15 protein-coding genes, 3 rRNA genes and 1 pseudogene are annotated in these 25,691 nt (G+C 63.3%); 5 read left to right on the forward strand and 14 right to left on the reverse strand.

The features are described from left to right. The 7 genes from JOE41_RS09835 to JOE41_RS09865 all read right to left on the reverse strand — a co-directional run bounded on the left by JOE41_RS09835 (position 1) and on the right by JOE41_RS09865 (position 6,943). Positions 1-1,275 carry a D-arabinono-1,4-lactone oxidase gene (locus JOE41_RS09835; RefSeq protein ID WP_209752224.1) on the reverse strand — a complete coding sequence of 425 codons (1,275 nt, stop codon included), beginning with the start codon at positions 1,273-1,275 and terminating at the stop codon, positions 1-3. Positions 1,276-1,347: 72 nt separating this feature from the next. After that, complete coding sequence (locus JOE41_RS09840) at positions 1,348-2,850, reverse strand: aminobutyraldehyde dehydrogenase (RefSeq protein ID WP_209752225.1); 1,503 nt, start codon at positions 2,848-2,850, stop codon at positions 1,348-1,350. 143 nt (positions 2,851-2,993) lie between these two features. Further along, positions 2,994-3,740 (reverse strand): cache domain-containing protein, encoded by a 747-nt coding sequence (locus tag JOE41_RS09845; protein WP_209752226.1) that lies wholly within the window; start codon positions 3,738-3,740, stop codon positions 2,994-2,996. Beyond that, positions 3,737-4,531, reverse strand: coding sequence for a FadR/GntR family transcriptional regulator (locus JOE41_RS09850; RefSeq protein ID WP_209752227.1), 795 nt, complete (start codon positions 4,529-4,531; stop codon positions 3,737-3,739). Before JOE41_RS09850 ends, JOE41_RS09845 begins: the two co-directional genes overlap by 4 nt. A 46-nt stretch (positions 4,532-4,577) precedes the next feature. Next, a complete protein-coding gene (locus JOE41_RS09855) occupies positions 4,578-5,567 on the reverse strand; it encodes an LLM class flavin-dependent oxidoreductase (RefSeq protein ID WP_209752228.1) in 990 nt (329 codons plus the stop codon). A 198-nt stretch (positions 5,568-5,765) separates the two neighbouring features. Further along, positions 5,766-6,005: a hypothetical protein gene (locus tag JOE41_RS09860; protein WP_209752229.1), complete on the reverse strand. Its 240-nt coding sequence runs from the start codon at positions 6,003-6,005 to the stop codon at positions 5,766-5,768. Between the two features lie 131 nt (positions 6,006-6,136). Next, positions 6,137-6,943, reverse strand: coding sequence for a hypothetical protein (locus JOE41_RS09865; protein WP_209752230.1), 807 nt, complete (start codon positions 6,941-6,943; stop codon positions 6,137-6,139). A gap of 137 nt (positions 6,944-7,080) precedes the next feature. Between JOE41_RS09865 and JOE41_RS21010 the strand changes: the two are divergent. The 5 genes and pseudogenes from JOE41_RS21010 to JOE41_RS09890 all read left to right on the forward strand — a co-directional run. After that, positions 7,081-7,303 (forward strand): annotated as a pseudogene (locus JOE41_RS21010) (hypothetical protein); the annotation flags it as partial. Between the two features lie 44 nt (positions 7,304-7,347). Then, entirely contained in the window at positions 7,348-7,794 is a 447-nt protein-coding gene (locus JOE41_RS09875; RefSeq protein ID WP_209752232.1) for a helix-turn-helix transcriptional regulator, read from the forward strand. A 9-nt stretch (positions 7,795-7,803) separates the two neighbouring features. Then, a complete protein-coding gene (locus JOE41_RS09880; protein ID WP_209752233.1) occupies positions 7,804-8,214 on the forward strand; it encodes a VOC family protein in 411 nt (136 codons plus the stop codon). A gap of 152 nt (positions 8,215-8,366) precedes the next feature. Then, positions 8,367-10,094 (forward strand): helicase HerA-like domain-containing protein, encoded by a 1,728-nt coding sequence (locus JOE41_RS09885; protein ID WP_209752234.1) that lies wholly within the window; start codon positions 8,367-8,369, stop codon positions 10,092-10,094. 143 nt (positions 10,095-10,237) lie between these two features. Continuing rightward, a complete protein-coding gene (locus tag JOE41_RS09890) occupies positions 10,238-11,230 on the forward strand; it encodes a hypothetical protein (RefSeq protein ID WP_011693736.1) in 993 nt (330 codons plus the stop codon). A 107-nt stretch (positions 11,231-11,337) separates the two neighbouring features. On the opposite strand, the gene JOE41_RS09895 is transcribed toward JOE41_RS09890, so the two are convergent. The 7 genes from JOE41_RS09895 to JOE41_RS09925 form a co-directional block, all read right to left on the reverse strand. Further along, positions 11,338-13,356 (reverse strand): NHL domain-containing thioredoxin family protein, encoded by a 2,019-nt coding sequence (locus JOE41_RS09895; RefSeq protein WP_209752235.1) that lies wholly within the window; start codon positions 13,354-13,356, stop codon positions 11,338-11,340. Next, on the reverse strand, positions 13,356-15,512 hold the full coding sequence (locus JOE41_RS09900) for a cytochrome c oxidase assembly protein (RefSeq protein ID WP_209752236.1): 2,157 nt from the start codon (positions 15,510-15,512) through the stop codon (positions 13,356-13,358). Before JOE41_RS09900 ends, JOE41_RS09895 begins: the two co-directional genes overlap by 1 nt. Positions 15,513-15,632: 120 nt before the next feature. Next, positions 15,633-15,917 carry an HU family DNA-binding protein gene (locus JOE41_RS09905; RefSeq protein ID WP_011693739.1) on the reverse strand — a complete coding sequence of 95 codons (285 nt, stop codon included), beginning with the start codon at positions 15,915-15,917 and terminating at the stop codon, positions 15,633-15,635. 531 nt (positions 15,918-16,448) lie between these two features. Beyond that, positions 16,449-16,565: ribosomal RNA gene (rrf, locus tag JOE41_RS09910) — 5S ribosomal RNA — on the reverse strand. Positions 16,566-16,786: 221 nt separating this feature from the next. Next, positions 16,787-19,923, reverse strand: a 23S ribosomal RNA gene (locus JOE41_RS09915). A 517-nt stretch (positions 19,924-20,440) separates the two neighbouring features. Then, positions 20,441-21,964: ribosomal RNA gene (locus JOE41_RS09920) — 16S ribosomal RNA — on the reverse strand. Together the 16S, 23S and 5S rRNA genes form the textbook arrangement of a ribosomal RNA operon. A gap of 537 nt (positions 21,965-22,501) precedes the next feature. Continuing rightward, on the reverse strand, positions 22,502-25,564 hold the full coding sequence (locus JOE41_RS09925) for a glycoside hydrolase family 2 TIM barrel-domain containing protein (protein ID WP_209752237.1): 3,063 nt from the start codon (positions 25,562-25,564) through the stop codon (positions 22,502-22,504). Positions 25,565-25,691 lie beyond the last annotated feature (127 nt).

The raw sequence follows: 25,691 nt of genomic DNA on the forward strand, positions 1-25,691 counted from the left end.
TCAGGCCAGCAGGGCGCGGGTGTGGTCGTTGAGGAAGACGCCGTGAGGATCGAATTCCCGGCGCACGGCCACGAACTCCTCATACCCCGGGTACAGCGCTGCGACCCGTTCGCGGGTCAGGAAGTGGATCTTGCCCCAGTGGGCGCGGGCATCGAAATCCTGGAGCATCTCGTCGACATCGCGCAGGTAGGGCCAGTAGTTGGTGCCGGGTGCTCCGGAGACGGAAAGTACGGTGGTGTTCCTGCCCTGGAAGGGGGAGAGGTAGCCGTTTTCCGCCTTCACCCAACGCACTTCGATGGGGTACTTCTGGTCCGCGTGGCGGGTACGGATCAGGTCCTGCAGCGCCTCCACTGCCTCCCGGCCGCGCTCCATGGGCACGTAGTATTCGAGCTCGTGGAACGGGATCATGAAGCCGCCGGCGTAGATGCGGTATGCGCGGTCCCGCCGGGCCCCTTCAGCGCTGGAAAGATCGGTGCTTTCATCGAGGTCCACGGCGTTGTAGCGCTTGGTGTAGCTGCGGTTAATCATGGATTCTCCCGCCGGGGTGGGCAGTTCATACAGCCCCGCGGACTCCTCACCCTGGCACCAGAGGAAGGAATAGTGGCGGTTGCTGGCAATATCAGTATCCCAATTCGCCACCGTTTCACCCCATGTGGGGTACGTGATCTGCTCGGCCAGATGGTAGCGCGGAGAGACAGCCAGCTCCACTTCCAGAAGGATTCCGAGCGTGCCCAGGGCCACCTGCGCGGCCTTGAGCTCGCGCAGGTCGTTTTCGCCGATTTCCACAATCTCGCCGTGGCCGTTGATCAGCCGCGCCCAGCGCAGGGCGGAGGAGAAGCTGCCCAGTTCGACGCCGGAGCCATGGGTACCGGTGGACAGCGCCCCTGCGATGGCTTGCTTGTCAATATCCCCCTGGTTGCTCAGGGAAAGTCCGGCGTTCCAGAGCGGCTCGCCGAAGTCGCTGATCGCAGTGCCGGCCCGGGCCCGTGCCCGCAGCCGCTCGGTGTCGGTTCCGGTGATTCCCGAAATCCCCGCCAGGTCCAGCAGGATCCCGCCGGTCTGCACCAGCGGGGTGAAAGAATGCCCGGCACCAACGGCGCGTACGGGCAGGCCGGCCTTGATGGCATAGCGGACCACCTCGAGCACTTCCTCGTCGGTGCGGGGGCGGACGGTATAGGCGGGGGTGGCTGACTGGTTTCCGCCCCAGTTGCTCCATTGGCGGTGGATTTCATGCGGGACGGCGGGGAACTCGGTGGTCTGGGTCTTGGTGGGCATGGTGTGTCCTTGGTTTGTCAACGAAAATTGCGGAGTGCGAAATGCACCGGGACAGGTGCGGGCGTCGAGTGCCTAGGCGCCGTGGTTGGTCATGACGTGCTTGGTCCGGCTGAAGTCGTCCAAGGCGTAGAGCGAGAGATCACGGCCGTAACCCGACCCCTTGAAGCCGCCCCACGGCACCTCGTTGGCGAGTACTAGGTGAGAGTTGACCCAGACAGTGCCAAAATCCAGATTCCGGGGAATCGCAGTGCTGCGTTTGGCATCGCTTGTCCATACGGACGCGGCCAGGCCGTACTCGGTCTCGTTGGCCCGGCGGACGGCTTCTTCATCAGTCGCAAAGGTCTCCACCGTAACCACGGGCCCGAATATCTCGTTGCGAGTGGCCTCGGAGCCCTCGCGGGCATTGGTCAACACGGTGGGAGCGATGAAGTAGCCGGGCCCCGGCAGCGGACGGCCGCCCACCGCTGTGTGCAGCCCTTCGTCGGCGGCGCGTTCCAGGAAACCCTTCACCCGCTCGAAGTGAGCTTCAGACACCATCGGCCCGATCTCGACGTCGGCCCCTGCGCCAGGCTCGCCGACCACCAGGGTGCCGACTTCGCGGACCAGTTCTTCGGTCAGGGCCTCGGCGACGCTTTCGTGCACCAGGATCCGGCAGGCTGCGCCGCATTCCTGGCCGGAATTCCAGAAGCCGGCGGTCCGGATGCCCCGGGCAACCTCGGTGAGGTCCGCATCAGCGAACACCAGGACCGGGGCTTTGCCGCCAAGCTCAAGGTGCACCCGCTTGCGCGAGGGTGCAGCCGCGGCGGCGACGGCGGAGCCGCTGCCAACGCTGCCGGTGAGCGCCACGAGTGCGATGTCGGGGTGGGCGGACAGCCGGGATCCCACAGGATCACCGTAGCCGGTGACGATGTTGACGACGCCGGCCGGAACGATATCCGCGATGAGTTCGGCCAGCTTCAGCGTGGTCAACGGTGTTTGTTCCGAGGGCTTGAGCACCACGGTGTTGCCGGCGGCCAGGATGGGAGCGAGCTTCCAGGCCGCCATCAGCAGTGGATAATTCCACGGCGTGATGACACCAACGACGCCGAGCGGCTCGCGCAGGATGACGGAAGTATGCCCTGCAGCGTAGTCGCCTGCGGCAAGGGACGTCATTGTCCTGCAGGCCCCCGCCATGAATCGGAAGGTGTCGATGGCGCTGCTGACATCGTCCTCTGCCACAGCCGGGGGCTTTCCGGTGTTGAAGGACTCCAGCCGCATGAGGTCACCGGAGTTCGCCGCCAACCGGTCCGCGATCAAGTGCAGGATTTCGGATCGCTCGCGCGGGGTCATGGCGCCCCACGCCGGCTGAGCGGCCCGGGCGGCGGCCACGGCGTTGTTTACGTCTTCAGCGGTCCCCGCCGCCACGGCGGTGATGGTCTCTCCGGTAGCGGGGTTGACGACGTCGATGCTGCCGCCGCTGCCGGGGACAAAGCTGCCGTTGATGAAGTGGCCGGCGGGAGCCAGCGCATCGTCGCGGTGGCCTGCCCCGCCGGCGCGGCGGACTTCGGGGAGGGTATGGGAAATTATCTGTGTCATCGCGGACTCCGGATTTCTCGGGTGCGTTGTTGCGAGGGGCGCTTGCAGTGTGCGCCGCATCACATTCGGGGAAGATAATTCCATTGAACTTTAGTTTTAAAGGTTTGACAAGGGTGCGAGGGAAGTTTTTGTCCGCGAGGCGGCTAGCCGTTCTTTAGGATTCCCATATGCCAGGGGATTCGCCCGGGCACTGCGGAAGGCACTGGCACGTAATCCTCGAAGAGTGCCGCTAGCGCCGAAGTGTCAGCGGCACTCAGGAGCGTTCCGGTGGAGTGTCGCGCGGTATTGGATGTGACCACGCGTCCACCGTCGTTCACCAGGACCACTGCACGGTCCCTCGAGGCGACGGATTTCAAGAAGATTGACGCCAGTACGGGCAGGCAAATATCCGCCCCCAGCGCGCTCGGGCTCCCCTCCGCGGTCTGGAAAGGAACGGCCAGGGTCACGATGTTGAGGTCCGTGCCGCCGCTGTCGATGTAGGGCCCCATGGCCAAGGAGTGCCCGCTTGTGGTGGGCAGCTGGAACCAGCTCATCGCGGAATAGTCGTAGTACCGGATGGAATCAGGGTTGAAAACGTGGGCCGCGAATTCTGGTTCACCGCCCTGCCCCACTCGCCACCATTCCAGCCAAGATGCAGCGTCCCGAAGGACATCCTGGCCGAAGGCTATGCCCGCACCGTCTACCAATCCCTCGTGGCGGGCAATGATGGCCTGCAACTGCGGGCGCAGCGGCTCGAAATCCACCTTCGCGGGTCGTCGGTCCGGAGCATCTTCGGCGATGCGCACGATATCCGGGAGCAGGCTGTTGAGGTCATCAAAGACTGCATCCAGGCGAGCGCCGATGAGCTCCGCCGTGGTGCGGATGATCCGCGAGAGCTGTTCCGGGCTCATGCTTCCTCCGGGGTCGTGGTAGCCAGTTCGAGGAAGAAGTCCAGCAGCGTTTCGGATTCGCGCTCGAAGTGTGCTGCGGAGAGGCGGTCGGCGGCTTCCTCGTCGCGTCGTTCGATGGCGTCGAGTATGGCGTCGTGCTCTTCGCTGGCCGTTTTGATGGATCCTGCTGAGGCCCCGGCAATCCACATCAGCGCCGCCAGCTCGCTGTGGACCTGGATGGTGGCGTTGGTCAGCCGGCGCGACTGGGCGGCCACGCCGAGGCTGATATGGAAACGGCTATCGGTTCGCCGCAACTCCTCGGCTGTCGAGGCGCGTGCGAAACGGTGCGCCAGTTCGCGGCAGCGCCGCAAATCCTGCTCGTCCGCCCGGAGTGCCGCCCGCCGTCCTACACCGGCCGCTACCGTGGCGGCAAGATCGCCCAAGTCACGCAGATCCTCCGGGCTGCGGCGCCTGAACTCGGATAGCAGCTGCTCCGGAGTGGCCAGCGCCTTTCCGCTGATGAAGCTGCCGCCCCCACGGCCGCGGCGCGTTTCAACCAGGCCCTTGAGCCGCATCTCGGCGAGGGACTGGCGCAACGTAATCGAAGATACGCCAAGCTGTTCAGCCAGGACATTTTCCGGCGGCAACTTGTCCCCGTCGTTGAGCAGGCCCACCGCAATGGCACTTTCGAGCTGCCGCGAAATCCGGTCCGATAAGCCGGAACCAGACGCATCGACCCCGCGCAGCTGGGCGATCATGTCAATGGTCCCGACGTGGACCGCCGTGTCGACGTCCGGGCTGTGTGCACTCACGCGGCAACACTAGCACCGCCCCGGTTTGCGGCACGGGGCGGTGCCTCTAGGCGCGGACGAGTCCCGCAGCGCTGGCGAGGAGTTCCACGGACCGCAGGCGGGCCTCGGTTCCGTTGCTCTGGTGGGCCACGATCAGTTCGTCCGCATCAGCGTGGGCGGCAAACTCGTCCAGGTAGTCCATCACCACGTCAGGGGTCCCGATCGCCGAGTACTTCATCATCTGGGCTACGTGCTGGCCCTGCGGCGAGTCGAGGATCATGTCCGCCTCGTCGTCGGTGAACACCCTGCCGTTGCCAAAGAACAGGGACACGCGGGCGCGCTTGGTGGCCTGGAACATTTCTTGGGCCTCGGAGGCGGAATCGGCCGCTATCACGTTGACGCCTGCAATCACGTGCGGGGCATCCAGCTGGGCCGAGGGCTTGAATTCCCGGCGGTAGATGGCCACCGCGTCTTGCAGGGCATTGGGAGCGAAGTGCGAAGCGAAGGCGTACGGCAATCCAAGCTGCGCTGCGAGCCGGGCCCCGAAAAGCGAGGACCCCAGAATGTACAGAGGCACGTTGGTGCCCTTGCCCGGCGTCGCCTCAACGCCCTGGATGCGGGTGGGGCCGGTGAGGTAGCCCTGCAGTTCCAGGACATCCTGCGGGAAGCTGTCCGCGGACATCGGGTCGCGCCGGAGTGCTCGCATGGTGTTCTGGTCACTGCCGGGCGCACGGCCCAGACCGAGGTCGATGCGGCCCGGATGCAGGGTCTCCAGCGTGCCGAATTGCTCGGCGATGGTGAGCGGGGAGTGGTTGGGCAGCATCACGCCGCCGGCACCCAGCCTGATGGTGCTGGTGTTGGCCGCGATGTGGGCGATCAGCACGCTCGTTGCCGACGAAGCGATAGAGGACATGTTGTGGTGCTCCGCGTACCAGACCCGGCGGTACCCCAGCTCCTCCGCCCGCTGCGCCATGGCCACGCTGCCGGCAAAGCTCTCGGCTGCGGTCTGGTCCTTGGCGATGGTGGCCAGGTCAAGGATGGAAAGCGGAACAGTCACGGAGGAGCCGGCCTTTCATAGCGGAGCGTTGGCGGCGCCGTTCCGTTTGCGGAACAGGCACACTGGCGACAACGACGGCGGCGCCCGGGTTATTTCTCAACGTCGCCGCGGCGCCGGACACGCGGGAGTCGTGGCGCCGGACACGCGGGAGCGGGGCCACCGTTTCCGGCGACCCCGCTCCTTTTTAGCTCGCTTGTGCTATTTCGCTACGCAGCCACCCAGCAGGATCTGCCCGTCGATGGCTGCTATCTGGCCCTGAACGGCGCCGAGCTGGTCTTGAAGGGACTTGACCTTTATGCGCTGGGCCTCGATGGCGTCCTTGTTTGTCTTCTTTTGGGCCGTGAGCGTGCTCAGCTGTCCTTGGGCAGTCGTCACCTGCTGGTCCAGCGCTGTCAGCTGCGCTTGGAGGGTCTTAAGTTGGGCCTCCGTGGTGTTCACTCAGGAAAACATCAGTATGTTCCACTCGACTTTGGTGTTTATATACCTGTTTTTTGTCTTCAGTAGTCAGGTTCCACTGAGACTAATTCCAAACAATCTGTTGAACTTCTGTAACACGGCTTACAAGCCAGCTATTCGCAGGCGTAGTTGTAGTCGAGGCCGTTGGAGACATACTGCGTTACTTCCACTGTGCTGCCCGGCGTGAGCCCTTCCAGAGAGCAGTTGGACTTGGCTCCCTTCAGGGTTCGTGCACCCGCGAGCCAACTGGGAAGCCCCGCCAGGTTGCTGGTGGAGGGGACCGTCCCCGCAATCTTGCCCCACTGGTAGCCGGTGGAATAGATTCCGACGTCGGCGCCGATGCTTTCGAAGTAGGCGGTCATTCCTTCCAGGTCGGCCCGGTTGGCTTCGGTGTCGGCTTGCCAGCTGTTTTCTGCCTCCACATCCAGCCACCAGAAGTAGTCCTCCGGGCCGTCAACGCCGCGCAGCACGGCGTCGTCGTATGCTTTCGCGTAGCCGTACATATAGGCGCAGGCCTTGTCGTTCTTGCCCTGGCACTTCCCGTAGGGATTGTCCACGACGGTGCCCATGTAGAAGTTGGATTTGGGCCACCAGGAACCGGCCAGCCCGGGGTTGGCGGTGTTCACGTAGAGGGCGACGCGCGGCTGGCTGGTGACTTGGTCTTCCACAATCGTCGAATCGGCCCAGTCAAGCTGGTCCCCGAGGCAGGGATTCGTGTTGTTCGCGAGTCCGTTGTTGACGCCCACGATCGCGAAAGCCAGCCCCTCGGGCAGGGTCTTTCCGCACTGCGGCCACGAGACATCGATGCCTACGCGGTCGGGCGTACGCGGCGGTCCCGCCGTCGCCGGACTGCCGCCCATCAGGGCCAGCGCAAGTGCCGTGGCAACGGACAGAACCATCTTCAGCAGTGATGTGGCCATGCCAAAGCTTACTGCGCGCCCCCGCTGGCAGGAATACTCAGCTTGCACCCCACGGGCTGCTCGGCGGAGGAGTTGGTGGTATCGCACCGGACATTGCGACGCGGCCACACGGTGCACATCGCAACCCCGGCATGGTGATGCCGTTCTGCCACGGTAGGGCAGGCCTCCTCAGCGCCGTTGACGACGGCGGGAAGTTTGCGTTCGCGGCCGTCTCGCCTCACCGTTTTCTCCGACGACGAGGAACTCAACGGCGGCACCGGATCCAACACCCCGTGGTTCGTGGAGGACGTGCTGAAGCACGAAATCCGACGCTTTCAAAGGGAACCCGTGGCCCGTTTCACGGTCAAACCCGGCGACTGACCTTCGCCGTGGCGTTCCCGGGCGCCGCGGCGTACGCTCGTGACATGACCCCGCAAGAGCTCGCCAACTTGGCGCATCTGCGCCGGGCGCGGGACCTGATCGACAGGGACTTCGCCCGGGCCTTGGACGTGCCCACCATCGCGCGCAAGGCCCTGATGTCGCCGGCGCATTTCTCGCGGCAGTTCCGGGCCGCCTACGGCGAGACTCCCTACAGCTACCTGATGACCCGCCGGATCGAGCGGGCCATGGCATTGCTCCGCGGCGGCATGAACGTGACCGATGCCTGCATGGCGGTGGGCTGTACGTCGCTGGGCTCGTTCAGCTCACGCTTCACGGAGCTCGTGGGCGAACCGCCCAGTGCGTACCGGGTACGAGAGCACAGCGCGGTGGAAGCGATGCCGGGCTGCGTGGCCAGGCTTGCCACGCGGCCCAGCCGGCGACCCGCACAAGTGAGCAGGATTCAAGAAGCGGTTCTGACGGCCGCCGAATAGCTTGGTTGCATGACCATTTCACTCCAGTACTGCAACATCACCGTCAGCGACACCGAAAAGGCCCTCGGCTTCTACCGGGACGCCCTCGGCCTCGAATTACGCAACGACGTGGCCTCCGGAGGATTCCACTGGATCACGCTCGGCAGCGCTGTCCAGCCCGGCCTCGAGATCGTGCTCTCCGAGCCGCATGCCGGACGTTCCCAGGAGGACGGCGACATGCTGCAGGAACTCCTCACCAAGGGGGTCCTGCCCATGCTGGTCTTCCGCACCGACGATCTGGACGCAACGTTCGAGAAGGTCCGGGCGTCCGGCGCGGAGGTGATGCAGGAACCCATCGACCAGCCCTGGGGGCCGCGCGACTGCGCCTTCCGCGACCCCTCCGGCAACATGGTCCGGATCGCCCAGGCCCCGAAGGACTGACTGCCGAAGGGCGGAGTAGGGGTACTCCTGCCAGTCGGTCGGCTGCAGTTTGATGCTGTCCGCGACTGGTTCCCTGGGAAGCGGCAGATCCGGAAACCATCAAGTTCCTGGCATTCAGCAAAGATCTGGGCCCCCGCGGCTAAGCTATCGGCATGGCCATCAAATCCACTGCAGATAAAGTCGCCACCATCCAGAAGGGATACACCCTGGACGGCGCCACCATCGAACTGGGGGCCGCGATCGTCGACGGCGAGCTCCACAAGGACGCCCCCGTCCGGCTGCCCCTGGCCATGATGAACCGGCACGGACTGGTGGCCGGCGCAACAGGTACCGGCAAGACCGTCACGCTCCACATGATGGCGGAGCAGCTGTCCACGGCCGGGGTGCCGGTGTTCCTCGCCGACATCAAGGGAGACCTTTCCGGGCTGGCCACCGCCGCAACCGGCAGCGAAAAACTGAAAGCGCGCACGGACAGCATCGGCCAGGCCTGGGCGGGCAGGACTTTTCCCGTGGAATTCCTGGCTCTCGGCGGCGACGGCAACGGCATCCCTGTCCGGGCCACCATCACTTCTTTCGGCCCCATCCTGCTCTCGCGGATCATGGAGCTCAACGACACCCAGGAATCCAGCCTGCAGCTCGCTTTCCACTTTGCGGACAAGAACAACCTGGAACTGATCGACCTCAAGGACCTCAGGGCGGTCATCCAGTTCCTCACGTCGGACGAGGGCAAGGACGAACTCGAGGCGCTGGGCGGGCTCTCCAAGGCGACGGCCGGCGTCATCCTCCGCGAACTGGTGACCCTTGAGGCACAGGGCATGGAAGCTTTCTTCGGCGAGCCCGAATTCGACACCGCCGAACTGCTGCGCACCGCCCCTGACGGCCGCGGCGTCATCACCTGCCTGGAACTGCCCACGCTGCAAACCAAGCCCATGGTGTTCTCCACCTTCCTGATGTGGCTGCTCGCGGACCTGTTCGAGGACCTGCCCGAAGCCGGGGATCTGGACAAGCCCAAACTGGTCTTCTTCCTCGACGAGGCACACCTGCTCTTCAACGATGCCTCCAAGGCGTTCCTGGAGGCGATTACCACCACTGTCCGGCTCATCCGTTCCAAGGGCGTGGGCATCTTCTTTGTCACCCAGACGCCCAAGGACGTGCCGGCCGATGTCCTGGGGCAGCTGGCAAACCGCATCCAGCACGCCCTGCGCGCGTTCACCCCGGAAGACGCCAAGGCCCTGAAAGCCACCGTGTCCACGTTCCCGGTGAGCGACTACGACCTCGAGGAAACGCTGACCTCGGCCGGAATCGGTGAAGCCGTCATCACGGTGATGAATGAAAAGGGCGCCCCCACCCCGGTGGCATTGACCCGCCTCCGCGCCCCGGAATCATTGATGGGCCCCAGCACGGAGGACCTCGTCAAGAGCACCGTGGCCGGTTCCGCGCTGCTCGTAAAATACGGCACGGCCGTGGACAAGGTCTCCGCCTACGAGAAGATCTCAGGAAAGGGCGCCGCCCCCACGGGAGCCGCGGCGCCCGGGCAGCCTCCCGCTCCGAACTCGGAAATTTTTGTGCCCAATAGCCCCGCGCCCGGTAGCCCTGTTCCCGGAACCATGGACCAGGCCTCCGTGGACGCCGATGCCCGGCGCATCGAGGAAGATATTCTGGGCCGCCCCAGCAGCAGACCCGCCCCGGTACCGGAACGGCCACGCAGCGGCGAACGCACAGCGCCGCAGGCCCGGAAGGAATCAGGCGGAAGCATGGCTGACGATCTCGCCGGAGCCTTGGGCGGCGGCCTCAAAAGCATGGCCCGCTCGCTCGGAACCCAACTGGGCCGGGAGCTGTTGCGGGGCGTCTTCGGCACGTCCTCCCGCCGCCGCCGGTAGAGCAGCAGCTAGCGCCGCGGCGGGGCTGGCAAGGGTGCCGGCCGGCCGCCGTCGGACTGTCTGACAGCCACCGGGCGGCGTCATACCGGAGGTCCCCCACACCTGCTTTCACGCGCCTTGCAGGTAACGTAAGGTGCGTGCAGATGAGTCAAGCGTTGGTGAGGATCGCGGCCGGATGGCTGCTGGGCCTGATGCTTGCCATCGCCGGAGCCATCGTCGCGGTCAACCTGGTGAACGCCTCGGTGGCGAGTCCCGAGCAGCCGGTACGGGAATATCTGGACGCTTTGCAGAAGGGCGAGGGCGAGAAAGCCCTGGGCCTCCTGCGCGCCTCTGTCCCGGAGAGCGACGCCGCCATGCTCGACGGAACGGCCCTGCAAACGGCGGCTTCCCGGGTGACGAACGTGAAGTTCGGCGAGACCCAGGAACGCTCCGGGAACCAGGTCATGGTTCCGATGGACTACACCATTGACGGCAGCCGGCTCAGCACCGAGTTCCTGCTGGAGCGGACCGGTACCGAATGGCTCTTCTTTAACAAGTGGGCGTTCGTGCCGGCCAAGCTTCCCGTCCTGGAAGTCACAGTGGTCAACTCCAACCAGGCCACCCTCAACGGTGTTCCGGTGAACATGCCCAACGGCCGCAATTCCTTCGCCGTCTTCTATCCAGGGGAGTACGAGGCAAGCCTGAACGGCGAGTACTTCTCCGCCCCGCCCACCCGTGCCACGGTGTCCGGACGTGACGTCCCCACCGCCCCGCTGAGCCTCCTGACCGAAGCCACCCCCGCACTGAAGGACGCCGTGGGCGCCAAGGTCAAGGAATTCCTGGATGCCTGCGCAGCAGAAGCCGTGAAGGAGCAGAAACTCCAGCCCGACTGCCCGTTCTACCACGCCACGTTCAACCGGGTGACGCCGGGGACCATCGACTGGAGCATCAGCGAATACCCGAAGGTTTCCATCGAGCCCTTCGGCGGCCGCTGGGTGGTGGCCCCGCTGGACGGGAAGGCACGGCTGAAGGCGCAGCAAACCGACCTGTTCACCGGCATCGTGGGCGACCTCGACGTGGAGCACGACTTCAGCTTCACGACCCGCCTGGACGTCGACGGCGACACCATCAGGGTCACCCCGCTCCTCAGCTACTAGGCCGGCTCCGGCCGGGCGGCAGCCACTTCCCCGTATACGCCAAAAGGCTTCGGCGCGTGACGCAGGGTCACGGGCCGCAGCCTTCTGTGGTGCGTTTGAGGAGAACCTCAGTCCATGCCGCGGAGGTCCAGGACCAGCTCAGTGTCGCCGTCGGCCTGCAGCACCACCGGGATGCCCCAGTCCTGCTGGTACAGGTGGCAGGCAGCGTGGTCGGGGATCTCGCCGTCGGCCGTTTCGGGGCCGTCGCAGGCCGCTGCGCGCGCCGTAATGTGCAGCACGCCGTCGGGAACGTCGGCGGAGAGCTCCAGCGTCCGCTGCAGCCCCACCGAGGTTCCACCGCCGGCAACCAGCAACTCGGGCGGCGTTGAGGAAATCTTCAGCTGCGTGGGGTCCCCCCAGCGGTCGTCGAGCTTCTGCCCGGTGGGTGCCGTGAACCGAACGGTCAGCTCCAGTGTGCCGGGAGCGACCGGACTCTTGGGCCGGTGCGTCTGCACCGCGCCCTCGTCCACCTGCTGGGCCTCCTTGGGGATGGGCACGTAGATCAGCTGGTGCTTGTTGGCTTCCACCACCACCAGCAGCGGCTCCGAGCCGGCTGTGTGCGTGTGGTCCACAATCACGTCGGAGGGCTCGGACAAACCGCGGGCGAGCGTGGACACCGTCCCGGTGGCGGGGTCGTAACGGCGCACGGCACCGTTGTAGGTGTCGGCGATGGCCACGGATCCGTCCGGCAGAACGGTGACGCCGAGCGGGTGCTGCAGCCGTGCTTCCGCGGCGGGACCGTCGCGGAAGCCGAAGTCGAAAAGGCCTTTGCCGACGGCGGACTCCACGGTGACCGTGCCGGCGTCGTCAATTACCAGTTTGCGCAGCGCGGAGGTCTCCGAGTCGGCCACCCAGATGTTGCCGTCAGCGTCCTCGGCCAGGCCGGACGACTGGGCGAACCAGGCTTCGTGCGCGGCGCCGTCCAGGAGCCCTTCCAGGCCGTTACCGGCAAGAATTGATACGGCTCCGGAGATCGGGTCGAAGCTGAAGATCTGGTGGACGCCGGCCATGGCAACAACCACGGCATTGAGCTTGGCGGACCAGACAACGTCCCACGGCGAGCTCAGGGCAACGTCCAGGGGATGGTCACTGAGGCGTCCGGTGAAGCCAGCCGCATCCTCGTCCACCCGCGCCGGCCCTGTCTCGAGCAGGCGCTGCACGCCGTTGCCGACGAGCGTGCTGACGGTTCCGTCCGTGAGGGACAGCCCGCGCAGGCGGTGGTTGACGGAGTCGGCAATTACGACGTCGTAGCCCGTCTTCGCTGCCACGTCTTCCGGCAGGAGGACCAGGCCCTGCGGTTCGTTGAACTGTGCGGTGGGTTTGACGGAGTCGACGTCGGCGCCGGGGCCGTCGGCATGTCCCTTGGTCCCGGAGCCGTAGGTGCGCAGCACCGTGTGGAAGTCCGTGCCCAGCTCCACCAAGCGGTGGTGGCCGGTGTCGGTGACGAGCCAGGAGCCGGCGTCGGAAGTCCCGGCGTCGGACGCTTTTGCCTCCGGTCCGCCGATGGCGGAGGTGCCCCGGCCGGCCGGGAGGAAGAGTGCCTTTCCGGGGAAGCGCAAGGTGCCCGACGTCGGCTCCGGCGCAACGTACGGGCCGTCGCCGCGGTGCAGGGTGCCCTTGGCCTCATGCTGGGCGATAAGTTCCGGGATCAGCACGGACAGGCCGTCCGCGTGGCCTTCACCGGAAAGGTGCGCCACGATGTAGCCCTCGGGATCGATGACCACCAAGGTGGGCCAGGCGCGGGCGGTGTAGGCCTTCCAGGTCTCCAGTTCGGGGTCGTCCAGGACCGGGTGGTGGATCTCGTAGCGCTCCACGGCGGCGGCGAGGGCAACGGGGTCGGCCTCGTGCTCGAACTTCGGCGAGTGCACGCCCACCGTCACCAGGACGTCCGAGTACTTCTCTTCCAGCGGCCGCAGCTCATCGAGTACGTGCAGGCAGTTGATGCAGCAGAAGGTCCAGAAGTCCAGGAGCACGATCTTGCCGCGCAGGGATTCCAAGTCCAGGGACTTCCCGCCGGTGTTGAGCCAGTTACGGCCAACCAGTTCGGAGGCGCGGACCCGGTGGTGGGTCCGTACGGTTTCGCTCATCAGCGTCCTTCCAGCTTTGAGTTGCGTTCAGCCAGCTTGGCGTCGCGTTCAGCCAACTTGGCAAACATATCGTTGTAAGCAGTGAGATCGGCGTCGTTATTCCTGTCCGCGGCCCGGTCGGTCCTTTTGGACTCCCGCGCATCCGAGCGGGACCACATCACTGCCACGCCGATTGCCACAAGCAGCGTGGGTACTTCGCCGATGCCCCAGGCCACTGCACCGCCCATCTGCTGGTCGAGCAGCGCGGAGGGCCCCCAGGTCCGGCCCAGGTTTCCGAAGTAGTCCGCGGCCAGCAGCCCGGTGCCTCCCATGATCGCCACCCCAAAGAATGCGTGGAAGCCCATGGTGGCCAAGAGCAGCAGCAACCGCATCGGATATGGTGCGCGGCGGGGCAGCGGGTCCGTTCCGATCATGGTCAGGACAAAGATGTAGCCGGTGAGGGCGAAGTGCAGGTTCATGAGCTCGTGGCCCACGTGGTCCCGCATGGCGTAGCCGAACGCGTCGGAGTAGTAGAACAGCACGATTGAACCGGCAAAGTTGGCCGCGGCGAAGAGCGGGTGCGTGACCAGCTGGGAGAACTTGGAGTGCACGAACAGCAGCAGCCATTCGCGCAGCCCCCGCGAGCCGTCAGCGCGGGCCGGCAGGGCGCGCAGCGCGAGCGTTACGGGGGCGCCCAGCACCAGGAAAATCGGGGCCACCATGGTCAGCGCCATGTGATCCACCATATGGGCGGAAAACAGCACTCGCCCGTACACCGACGGCGGACCGGAGGTGACGCAGGTGAGGACCACCAGTCCAATCACCCAGTTGACGCTGCGGAACCAGGACCACTTGTCGCCCCGGCGCAGGACCTTGGCCACGCCGAGGAAGTACGACACCAGGCCGACCGCTGCTACGGCAATCCAGAGCCAGTCCAGACGCCATTCGGTGAGCCAGCGTTCCGGGGTCAGCTCAGGCGGCAGTTCGTAGCCGGAGAGGATGAAGGCCGGGGAGGCGTCAGGAGCGAAGGTGGTGGGTTGTGGCGGGGCGGAACGGCCAAGGGCGACGGCGATTCCCGACGTCGCGCCCATGATCAGCAGTTCCGCGATGACCAATTGCCAGAGCACCCGTCGGGAGGACAGCGCAGCCCCGCCCTTGCGGTTCAGCTGCGGGATGACCCACTGGCGGTGCATCAGGCCGATGGCGCCAAGCATCAGGGTGGCCACGGCCTTGGCGAGCACCATTTGCCCGTAGGCGGATCCAAAGAGGTCGTGCCAGCTGGTGATCCGGATGCTGGCATTGATGACACCGGAGGCAAACACCAGGACAAAGGCGAATCCGGCAAGGGAAGAGAAGCGGCGGAGCGTGGGCTCTGTGATGTCTGCTTTGGAGCCGGCGCTGGTGTTGCCTCCGGTCAGGATGCCGGACAGGACGGCCAACATGATGATGCCGCCCACCCAGGCGGACACGCCCACCAGGTGCAGGGCCAGGGAGTTGATGGCCCCTTCGTGGTCGCTGGAACTCGAGGAATGGCCGATGAGGGCGATGGGCACCATGCCCACCAGTGAAAGCGTCAGCGTCATCGCCAGCCCGGTCAGCGACCTGACCCCGAACAAGGCGGTAGTCACCACGGCCGCCACGATGGTCACGGCGAGCCAGGCGCGGCCGGTTTCGATGTCCGTCATGAAGTAGACCAGTGCGCGGGTGAATTCCGCATCACCGGAGAGCGACTGGCCAGCCACGTCCGAGTAGGTGAGCACCAGCACGGCAATGGCTGACAGCGTCCACGCTGCGCCTGCACCTGCCGCCACGGCCAGCGCACGGGAGAACGCAGGGTGCTCTGCTGTGGCGGTGTCCCTGGACCGGGAAGCGTTGGCATTGCGTGGCAGGATGCCGACGGCGAAAACCAGGCCGCCGATCACCGTGGCCAGTGAGACGTTGTGGATGGCTTTGCTGATGGGCAGCCCCCAGCGAATCAGGGCGCCGGGATCAGAGACCTCGCGCGCGGCAGCCGCTCCGGAGAACAGGAGGGCCGCTGTTAGCCCCAGGAAGAGCGCGGCGAGGCCGGCAAACTGCCACGGCCGGGAAATGCCCGCAGCGCCCGCAGAGACCCCCGTCTTTCCCGGAGTGGGGGAAGGCTGCGGATGGGTGGGGCGGGATTTTGCTGCGGAGGGCACCTATCCATTGTCCGCTACGGGTGCCTGCGCCGCGAATCGACGGCCTGACTGCGGAGCACAACGCAAAGGGAGCGGCAACCCTGAGGTTGCCGCTCCCTTTCAAGCGTTGGACGCCGGATGCTACTTCTTGGAGACAGCAGCCTTCAGCTTGGAGCCCGCGGTCAGCTTGACGCTGTGGCCGGCGGCGATCTGGATGGTCTCGCCGGTCTGCGGGTTGCGGCCCGTACGGGCTGCACGGTCGGTGCGCTCAACTGCGAGCCAGCCCGGGATGGTGATCTTCTCGCCCGCGGCGACAGAGGTCTCGAAAACCTCGAACAGTGCATCGAGCACGGAGTTGACGGCTGCCTGGCTGGTGCCGGCCTTGCCTGCTACCTCTGCAACAAGTTCACTACGGTTCTTAGCCATTTATGTCCTCCTGGACGGTCATGATTTCTGGAGCCTGAACGCGGCATGCGCACAAGCCACTGTTCGAAAACTTACCAGCTTGCCGCGGTCAGGTCCGCAAATTCCGCGTGTTTCCGCCATTTTTTGAGGTAAATCACCGGTTTTGAGGCCTTTTGACCCCTTATTTCGCCATCAGCGGACGGCCGCCGAAGCTCCCGCCTGAGGACCAGCGCGGGACGCTCTCTCACCTTTGGCACTCCCCCTGCCGACGCTCTCTCACCTTTGGCACTCCCCCTGGGGACGCTCTCCCGGTTGTGGCGGGGTTCGACGGCGGTGTGTGGCCCACGTGCCAGGGGCTGGGTGCCGCAGGGGGTGGGAGCGCTTCCGGCACAACACGGCAGGTAATGAGAGAGCGTGGGCAGGAAGGGGTGCCGGATGTGAGAGAGCGTCCCAGGGGGCGGTGGGGGTTTGTGGGTGGGTGGTGGGGTTTTGGTGGTTAACGTGGGAGAGCCCCGACCAGTTGCCTGGTTGGGGCTCTCGACCTGAATGATGTTCCGGCGGTGACCTACTCTCCCACACCCTCCCGGGTGCAGTACCATCGGCGCTGTGGGTCTTAGCTTCCGGGTTCGGAATGGGACCGGGCGTTTCCCCCACGCTATGACCGCCGTAACCCTTTTACCCGGACCCCCGGTGCGGGGGTTGGGAAAATTAGTGGTTACAACATGCTCCTGCCGCTCAGGGCAGGTGTGGTGTTGTTATGTTGTTGTGTTTGTTCCTCAAGCAACGGGTTTGTTGTTTGGGAACCACATAGTGGACGCAAGCAGTCTTGTTTTTCTTTGTACCCTTTCCATGGTGTGAACGTCTTTTGAATCCGTTCACGAAAAGGGTGTGTGGTGTAAGTTATCGGCCTATTAGTACCGGTCAGCTTCACGAGTCGTTAGTCCTCGCTTCCACATCCGGCCTATCAACCCAGTGGTCTGGCTGGGGGCCTCTCACACACAAGGTGTATGGAAATCTCATCTCGAAGCGAGCTTCCCGCTTAGATGCTTTCAGCGGTTATCCCATCCGAACGTAGCTAATCAGCGGTGCACTTGGCAGTACAACTGACACACCAGAGGTTCGTCCGTCCCGGTCCTCTCGTACTAAGGACAGCCCTTCTCAAATTTCCTGCGCGCGCAGCGGATAGGGACCGAACTGTCTCACGACGTTCTAAACCCAGCTCGCGTACCGCTTTAATGGGCGAACAGCCCAACCCTTGGGACCTACTCCAGCCCCAGGATGCGACGAGCCGACATCGAGGTGCCAAACCATGCCGTCGATATGGACTCTTGGGCAAGATCAGCCTGTTATCCCCGAGGTACCTTTTATCCGTTGAGCGACGGCCATTCCACAATGTACCGCCGGATCACTAGTCCCGACTTTCGTCCCTGCTCGAGATGTCTCTCTCACAGTCAAGCTCCCTTGTGCACTTACACTCGACACCTGATTGCCAACCAGGCTGAGGGAACCTTTGGGCGCCTCCGTTACTTTTTAGGAGGCAACCGCCCCAGTTAAACTACCCATCAGGCACTGTCCCTGACCCGGATTACGGGCCGAAGTTAGATGTCCAAAGTGACCAGAGTGGTATTTCAACGATGACTCCACCCGAACTGGCGTCCGGGCTTCAACGTCTCCCACCTATCCTACACAAGCCACTCCGAACACCAATACCAAACTATAGTAAAGGTCTCGGGGTCTTTCCGTCCTGCTGCGCGTAACGAGCATCTTTACTCGTACTGCAATTTCGCCGAGTTTATGGTTGAGACAGCGGGGAAGTCGTTACTCCATTCGTGCAGGTCGGAACTTACCCGACAAGGAATTTCGCTACCTTAGGATGGTTATAGTTACCACCGCCGTTTACTGGGGCTTAAATTCTCAGCTTCGCCTTGCGGCTAACCGGTCCTCTTAACCTTCCAGCACCGGGCAGGAGTCAGTCCGTATACATCGTCTTGCGACTTCGCACGGACCTGTGTTTTTAGTAAACAGTCGCTTCCCCCTGGTCTCTGCGGCCCCGATCCCCTCCGGACAGCAAGTGTCCATCAAGGTTGGGGCCCCCCTTCTCCCGAAGTTACGGGGGCATTTTGCCGAGTTCCTTAACCATAATTCTCTCGATCGCCTTAGTATTCTCTACCTGATCACCTGTGTCGGTTTGGGGTACGGGCGGCTAAAACCTCGCGTCGATGCTTTTCTAGGCAGCATAGGATCACCGAATCCCCCCCTAAAGGGGTCCCGTCAGGTCTCAGGCATCATGAACGGCGGATTTGCCTACCGTTCGCCCTACATCCTTGGACCGGGACAACCATCGCCCGGCTCGGCTACCTTCCTGCGTCACACCTGTTAATACGCTTACCTCCCAGGATCAGGTCCCGCGCTCCACCAAAACCCTCACACCACAAGGGTGATCGGGCAGGTCTCGGGCGGTTAGTATCCCCTGTTCAGCATGGGCGGTTTTTCGCCGGTACGGGAATATCAACCCGTTGTCCATCGACTACGCCTGTCGGCCTCGCCTTAGGTCCCGACTTACCCAGGGCAGATTAGCTTGACCCTGGAACCCTTGATCATTCGGCGGACGGGTTTCTCACCCGTCTTTCGCTACTCATGCCTGCATTCTCACTCGTGTAGGCTCCACCGCTGGTTTACACCGCGACTTCACTGCCCACACGACGCTCCCCTACCCATCCACACTCCTGAACCAACCCCACAAGGGAGCGGCTTGGATAAAATGTGAATGCCACAACTTCGGCGGTGTACTTGAGCCCCGCTACATTGTCGGCGCGGAATCACTTGACCAGTGAGCTATTACGCACTCTTTTAAGGATGGCTGCTTCTAAGCCAACCTCCTGGTTGTCTTCGCAACTCCACATCCTTTCCCACTTAGCACACGCTTAGGGGCCTTAGTTGGTGGTCTGGGCTGTTTCCCTCTCGACTATGAAGCTTATCCCCCACAGTCTCACTGCTGCGCTCTCACTTACCGGCATTCGGAGTTTGGCTGACGTCAGTAACCTTGTAGGGCCCATTAGCCATCCAGTAGCTCTACCTCCGGTAAGAAACACGCAACGCTGCACCTAAATGCATTTCGGGGAGAACCAGCTATCACGAAGTTTGATTGGCCTTTCACCCCTACCCACAGCTCATCCCCTCCATTTTCAACTGAAGTGGGTTCGGTCCTCCACGACGTCTTACCGTCGCTTCAACCTGGCCATGGGTAGATCACTTCGCTTCGGGTCTAGATCACGCCACTGCAACGCCCTATTCAGACTCGCTTTCGCTACGGCTTCCCCACACGGGTTAACCTCGCGACGTAACACTAACTCGCAGGCTCATTCTTCAAAAGGCACGCCGTCACCAGAATCAGACTGGCTCCGACGGATTGTAAGCACACGGTTTCAGGTACTGTTTCACTCCCCTCCCGGGGTACTTTTCACCTTTCCCTCACGGTACTGGTCCGCTATCGGTCATTAGGGAGTATTTAGGCTTATCAGGTGGTCCTGACAGATTCACACGGGATTTCTCGGGCCCCGTGCTACTTGGGATACTCTCCAGGCGGTACACAACATTACGGTTACGGGGCTCACACCCTCTCTGGCCGGCCTTTCAAGACCGTTCACCTATGCCTGCACATCACACCTCACCAGTCCGGCAGAACTGATACGGAAAGTCCCACAACCCCGACCATGCAACGCCCGCCGGCTATCACACATGGAACGGTTTAGCCTGATCCGCGTTCGCTCGCCACTACTAACGGAATCACTATTGTTTTCTCTTCCTGCGGGTACTGAGATGTTTCACTTCCCCGCGTTCCCTCCACGCACCCTATGTGTTCAGATGCGGGTCACCAGGCAACTCGCGTCCCTGGCGGGGTTTCCCCATTCGGACACCCTGGGATCACAGTCCGGTTATCGACTCCCCCAGGCTTATCGCAGATTCCTACGTCCTTCTTCGGCTCCTAATGCCAAGGCATCCACCGTGTGCTCTTAAAAACTTGACCACAAAAGATCAAAAACGCTAATTTTCGAGAGAACCACAGAAACCACCGCTCCATCCCGAAAGACAGAACAACAGATCCAGGTTCATATTCTTGGAAATTGCTTCTTATAAAAGATGCTCGCGTCCACTATGTAGTTCTCAAACAACAACCCCGTACCACACACCCCACACACACAAACATGCATGATCGGTGCAGCCAGGAAACCAGAAACAAACAAACCCACACCACAACCGCATCCCCCGCAAAGGAAACCCGGCCACGCCATGGCCCTGTTGCCTCAGGACCCAACAGTGTGCCAAACACTAAACCGGAACCCCTCCCCCCGAACCCTTCCAGGACACCCTCCACACGTGAAGAACATCCGTACTAAGTCAGGAAAAAGAACCACCGGCCGCTATTTGCTGATATTCCACCCGTGAGCACCCGCCGCAGAACTTACGTCTGCGCAACGGGCGTACTCCTGACAACACCACCACACCCGCATACACGGGGCAGGGTTGTTGTAGGTGCTCCTTAGAAAGGAGGTGATCCAGCCGCACCTTCCGGTACGGCTACCTTGTTACGACTTAGTCCCAATCGCCAGTCCCACCTTCGACAGCTCCCTCCCACAAGGGGTTAGGCCACCGGCTTCGGGTGTTACCAACTTTCGTGACTTGACGGGCGGTGTGTACAAGGCCCGGGAACGTATTCACCGCAGCGTTGCTGATCTGCGATTACTAGCGACTCCGACTTCATGGGGTCGAGTTGCAGACCCCAATCCGAACTGAGACCGGCTTTTTGGGATTAGCTCCACCTCACAGTATCGCAACCCTTTGTACCGGCCATTGTAGCATGCGTGAAGCCCAAGACATAAGGGGCATGATGATTTGACGTCGTCCCCACCTTCCTCCGAGTTGACCCCGGCAGTCTCCCATGAGTCCCCGCCATTACGCGCTGGCAACATGGAACGAGGGTTGCGCTCGTTGCGGGACTTAACCCAACATCTCACGACACGAGCTGACGACAACCATGCACCACCTGTGAACCGGCCCCAAAGGGGAAGGACTGTTTCCAGCCCGGTCCGGCCCATGTCAAGCCTTGGTAAGGTTCTTCGCGTTGCATCGAATTAATCCGCATGCTCCGCCGCTTGTGCGGGCCCCCGTCAATTCCTTTGAGTTTTAGCCTTGCGGCCGTACTCCCCAGGCGGGGCACTTAATGCGTTAGCTACGGCGCGGAAAACGTGGAATGTCCCCCACACCTAGTGCCCAACGTTTACGGCATGGACTACCAGGGTATCTAATCCTGTTCGCTCCCCATGCTTTCGCTCCTCAGCGTCAGTTAATGCCCAGAGACCTGCCTTCGCCATCGGTGTTCCTCCTGATATCTGCGCATTTCACCGCTACACCAGGAATTCCAGTCTCCCCTACATCACTCTAGTCTGCCCGTACCCACCGCAGATCCGGAGTTGAGCCCCGGACTTTCACGGCAGACGCGACAAACCGCCTACGAGCTCTTTACGCCCAATAATTCCGGATAACGCTTGCGCCCTACGTATTACCGCGGCTGCTGGCACGTAGTTAGCCGGCGCTTCTTCTGCAGGTACCGTCACTTTCGCTTCTTCCCTACTGAAAGAGGTTTACAACCCGAAGGCCGTCATCCCTCACGCGGCGTCGCTGCATCAGGCTTTCGCCCATTGTGCAATATTCCCCACTGCTGCCTCCCGTAGGAGTCTGGGCCGTGTCTCAGTCCCAGTGTGGCCGGTCACCCTCTCAGGCCGGCTACCCGTCGTCGCCTTGGTGAGCCATTACCTCACCAACAAGCTGATAGGCCGCGAGTCCATCCAAAACCACAAAAAGCTTTCCACCCCCCACCATGCGATGAGGAGTCATATCCGGTATTAGACCCAGTTTCCCAGGCTTATCCCAGAGTTAAGGGCAGGTTACTCACGTGTTACTCACCCGTTCGCCACTAATCCCCCAGCAAGCTGGGATCATCGTTCGACTTGCATGTGTTAAGCACGCCGCCAGCGTTCATCCTGAGCCAGGATCAAACTCTCCGTTGAAGTAAAACAAAAACAGACACAACCACCACCCCCGGGAAAACGGAAGAAAGCGGCTGCACAAAATTTGAAACCAGCTGTAAAAACCAGACCACACCACGGGGTGGCATAATCCAGTCAATTCAACCAATCCATAAAATAAATTGGTATCAACAAACTTGGCACACTATTGAGTTCTCAAACAACAGACACACCCGGCACCACCACAACCACACGGTCAAGGATCGCTCCGGAGCAACTTCCCAAACTTACCCGATCCCGCAACACAATGCAAACCGGCATTCCGCCAGCCACAAGCACCACAGGAAGGATCCCCACCCGATATCCGCACGCCATAACAGCGCCGTTTTCCAGGCCATTCAGAAGGGGGTCGGTCGCAATCTCTCCGCATCAGCGGCGGCGACTCGAATTACTTTACACGCCCACAGCACCCCACACAAATCCACCCCCACACAGCAAGAACCCAACCAAAAACCCCGGAATGACAAGGATTTCCGGCCGGTTCCGCTGCTTCTGGGCGTTCCGCGGCACGCTACAACTCTATGTGGACTGAGTCACACCAAAGACGAACGAGAAGTCGGCTTCCCGCGGCGCCAGCCGGTAGCCTTCCAGCACCCCCGGACCGCAGGCCGCAGTTCCGACTCCGAGTACGGCGTGATCGAGGTACACGTAGGTGCGGCCGTCCGGAATAAGGTCCGGGCGATGGGTGGCGGCTTCCAGTGCCGCCAGGCTGTAGGGGCGCACGGTGAGTGCGAACGGCTCGCCGCCGATGGTAAGCCGGCCGGCGTCGAGCTCCAACGCTGCCGAGTACACGCCGGAACGGGCGCCCGATTCCTGGGGCCGGACGTACTCCACGTCCAGGTCCTTCAAGGGCAGGTCGTACCAGCCAAGCCTGGTGCCCTGGCCTGTATCCGGGTAACTGTGGTGCGGCCCCTGGCCGAACCACTCCACGGACTTGGTGGCCGAACCCATCACGAGTTCCACTCCTATGCGCGCCCACGGCACTGGCCAGCCGGCGTTGACCCACGAACCGTCGGGTGTGACCGTTGTCCGCACGCTGACACTGGAGCCGTCACTGGTCCAGGCGTATTCGGCCAGCACCCCGAATTGCTTACCGGCGGCTGCAACCCGCGTCCGCACCACCAGCTCGTCCCCGCCGCCTGCCGCGGGCCGGGAGGAAATGCCGACAAGCCGGGCGTGCATCCGGTTGAGTCCCGCATCCAGCCACTGTGTGGCTACTGGGCGGGGATCCGGGCTACCCCACTCCGCCCCAAGATCATTATCCGTGGGTGCACGCCACAGCAGGAGTCGAAGCCCCTCGACTGCAGTGTCGCCCAGCCGAACAAGCGAACCCGTCGCGCGATCGAAGGCAGCCGGCCCCAGGCGAAGGAGGCCACCGTCCACCTGAACGGCGGAAGTTGCCGCCGGCACCGGAGCCACCCGCACATTGGCAGACTTCTGGCCCCACGCAACTTCGTGGCCCGCGTCCGCCCAGGCGGCGTCTTCCTTGAGAACTGCCCTGACCGTCAGCACGGCAGGAGCCAGCCCCGCTCGTTCCAGCAGCCCGGCCGGCAACCGGAGGTCGGCTGATTCGTGCGGCGCCACAGGCGCAACGTCAACCGGACCGCCGTCGACCGTGACGCCGTCGGCCTCCACAGAGTAGCGGAACTCCAGCCCCGATGTGTCGGCGAAATCGAAGCGGTTCGTGAGCGAGAACCCGGACCAGTCCGCCGCCACGTCAATGGTTAGCGGCTCGATGACCTTCTTGAAATCCAGCAGGCCCGGGCGCGGCACCCGGTTGGCATCCACCAGGCCGTCAGTGACGAAGTTTCCGTCGTGGACTTCCTCGCCGAAGTCGCCGCCATAGACGAAGTATTCCTGCCCGTCAGGAGCCGTTCGGGTGATGCCATGCTCCAGCCACTCCCACACAAAGCCGCCCATCAGCCGCGGGTGCCGGTGAAAAAGTTCCTGGTATTCGGACATGCCCCCCGGGCCGTTGCCCATGGCGTGAACGTACTCGCACAGGACGAACGGCATGGCGCGCCGCCGCGCGTCAAGGTCCGCGTCATCCAAAGGAGGTTCCACGCCACGGCCGATCAGCTCCGTTTCCGCCTGGCTTGCATACATCCGCGAATATACGTCCACGTAGGCGGAGCTCCAGTCGCCCTCGTAATGGATGGGCCTGGAGGGGTCGCGGAGTTTGGTCCAGCTGGACATCGCTGCAAGGTTTTCGCCCGTGCCGGCCTCGTTGCCCAGGGACCACATAACCACCGACGCGTGATTCTTGTCGCGCTCCACGGTCCGGGACATTCGGTCCACGAGGGCCTGCTGCCACTGCGGATCGGCACTGGGATTCTGCTGCCAGCCGCCTTGTTCGAAGCCATGCGTTTCGAGGTCGCATTCAAGGACCACGTAGAAGCCAAGTTGGTCCGCCAGCGCCAGGAAGTCCGGGTGCGGCGGGTAGTGCGAGGTCCGGATGGCGTTGATGTTGTGCTGCTTCATCAGCCGCAGTTCGCTTTCCATGACCTCCCTGGGCACCACGCGGCCCAGCTTGGGATGGTGTTCGTGGCGGTTGACGCCTCGGAGCAGGATCCGCTGGCCGTTCACCTTGAACTGGGCATCCTCGATACTGATGGTGCGGAAGCCGAGCTGCACCGAGGCGGTCTCCCCCGTGGTGCTGACAGTGGCGTCGTACAGCCGCGGCAATTCTGCCGACCACGGCTCGATGCCCGGGAGCCGACGCTCCTCCCCGGCGGGCACTTCCAGCCCCAGTTCAGGGATGCGCACGACGGCGGCAGCCGGCTGCCCTGCCCGGCTCGCCTCTACGCGGAGGATGCCTTCGCCGCTGCGATGGTCATAGTCAGCGTGGACGAAGACGTCGTCGAGCCCCTCCGACGGCCGCGCCTGCAGCGTCACATCCCGGAAGATGCCGGGCAGCCACCACATGTCCTGGTCTTCCACATAGCTGGCTGCCGAGAACTGCGCCACTTGGACTGCAAGCACGTTCCGTCCCGGTACCAGCACACCCGTGGCATCGAATTCGTGGGCGAGCCGGCTGCCGCGTGTGGTGCCAAGCAAGGTGCCGTTCAGCCATACAGTTCCGGCCGATTCTATGCCGTCGAAGCGGATCAAGGCTGACGGGAAGTACTCCGGGCCCGCCTCAAACTCGACGAAGAGATCGCCGACGGGATTGGCGTCAGGAACATGCGGCGGTTCCACGGCGAAGGGGAACTGAACGTTCGTGTACCAGGGCGTTCCGTGGCCGTGCATGGGCCAGCTGGACGGTACCGGGAGGTCGCCGAAATCCGGACGATCGCCGCCCGACTGCCAGCCGTCCTGTGGCGCCTGCCGGATGCCCGCGTGAAGCCTGAACTTCCACACACCGTTCAGCGGCAGACGCGGGGCATCACTCACAAGGTAGGCCCGTGCCGGCGTCGTGCCCTGTGGCGGGGCTACGGAAGCGAGTGCGGCCACCTGCTCGGCGGCGACGTCGAGGATCCGCTCCGGGGCGTGCACCGCCTGCCTGACCGCTGCCTCGGACCCGGGTCCAGCGCCGCGGCCCGCAGCGGAGGAGAGGCTGGATGTTGTGGGCTCAACGGGCATGGTGGTCCTCGGGTCTGGTGTTGGCTCCGGTCATCGCACATGGCGCGCGACTGCGACCGACTGACAATCGTGAACGTTCACGTTCTTACCGATCGTACGCGAATGCAGCGTGGTTGAAAAGGGTCCA

The sequence above is a fragment of the Arthrobacter sp. PvP103 genome (genome assembly GCF_017833075.1).
Classification (GTDB): Bacteria; Actinomycetota; Actinomycetes; order Actinomycetales; family Micrococcaceae; genus Arthrobacter.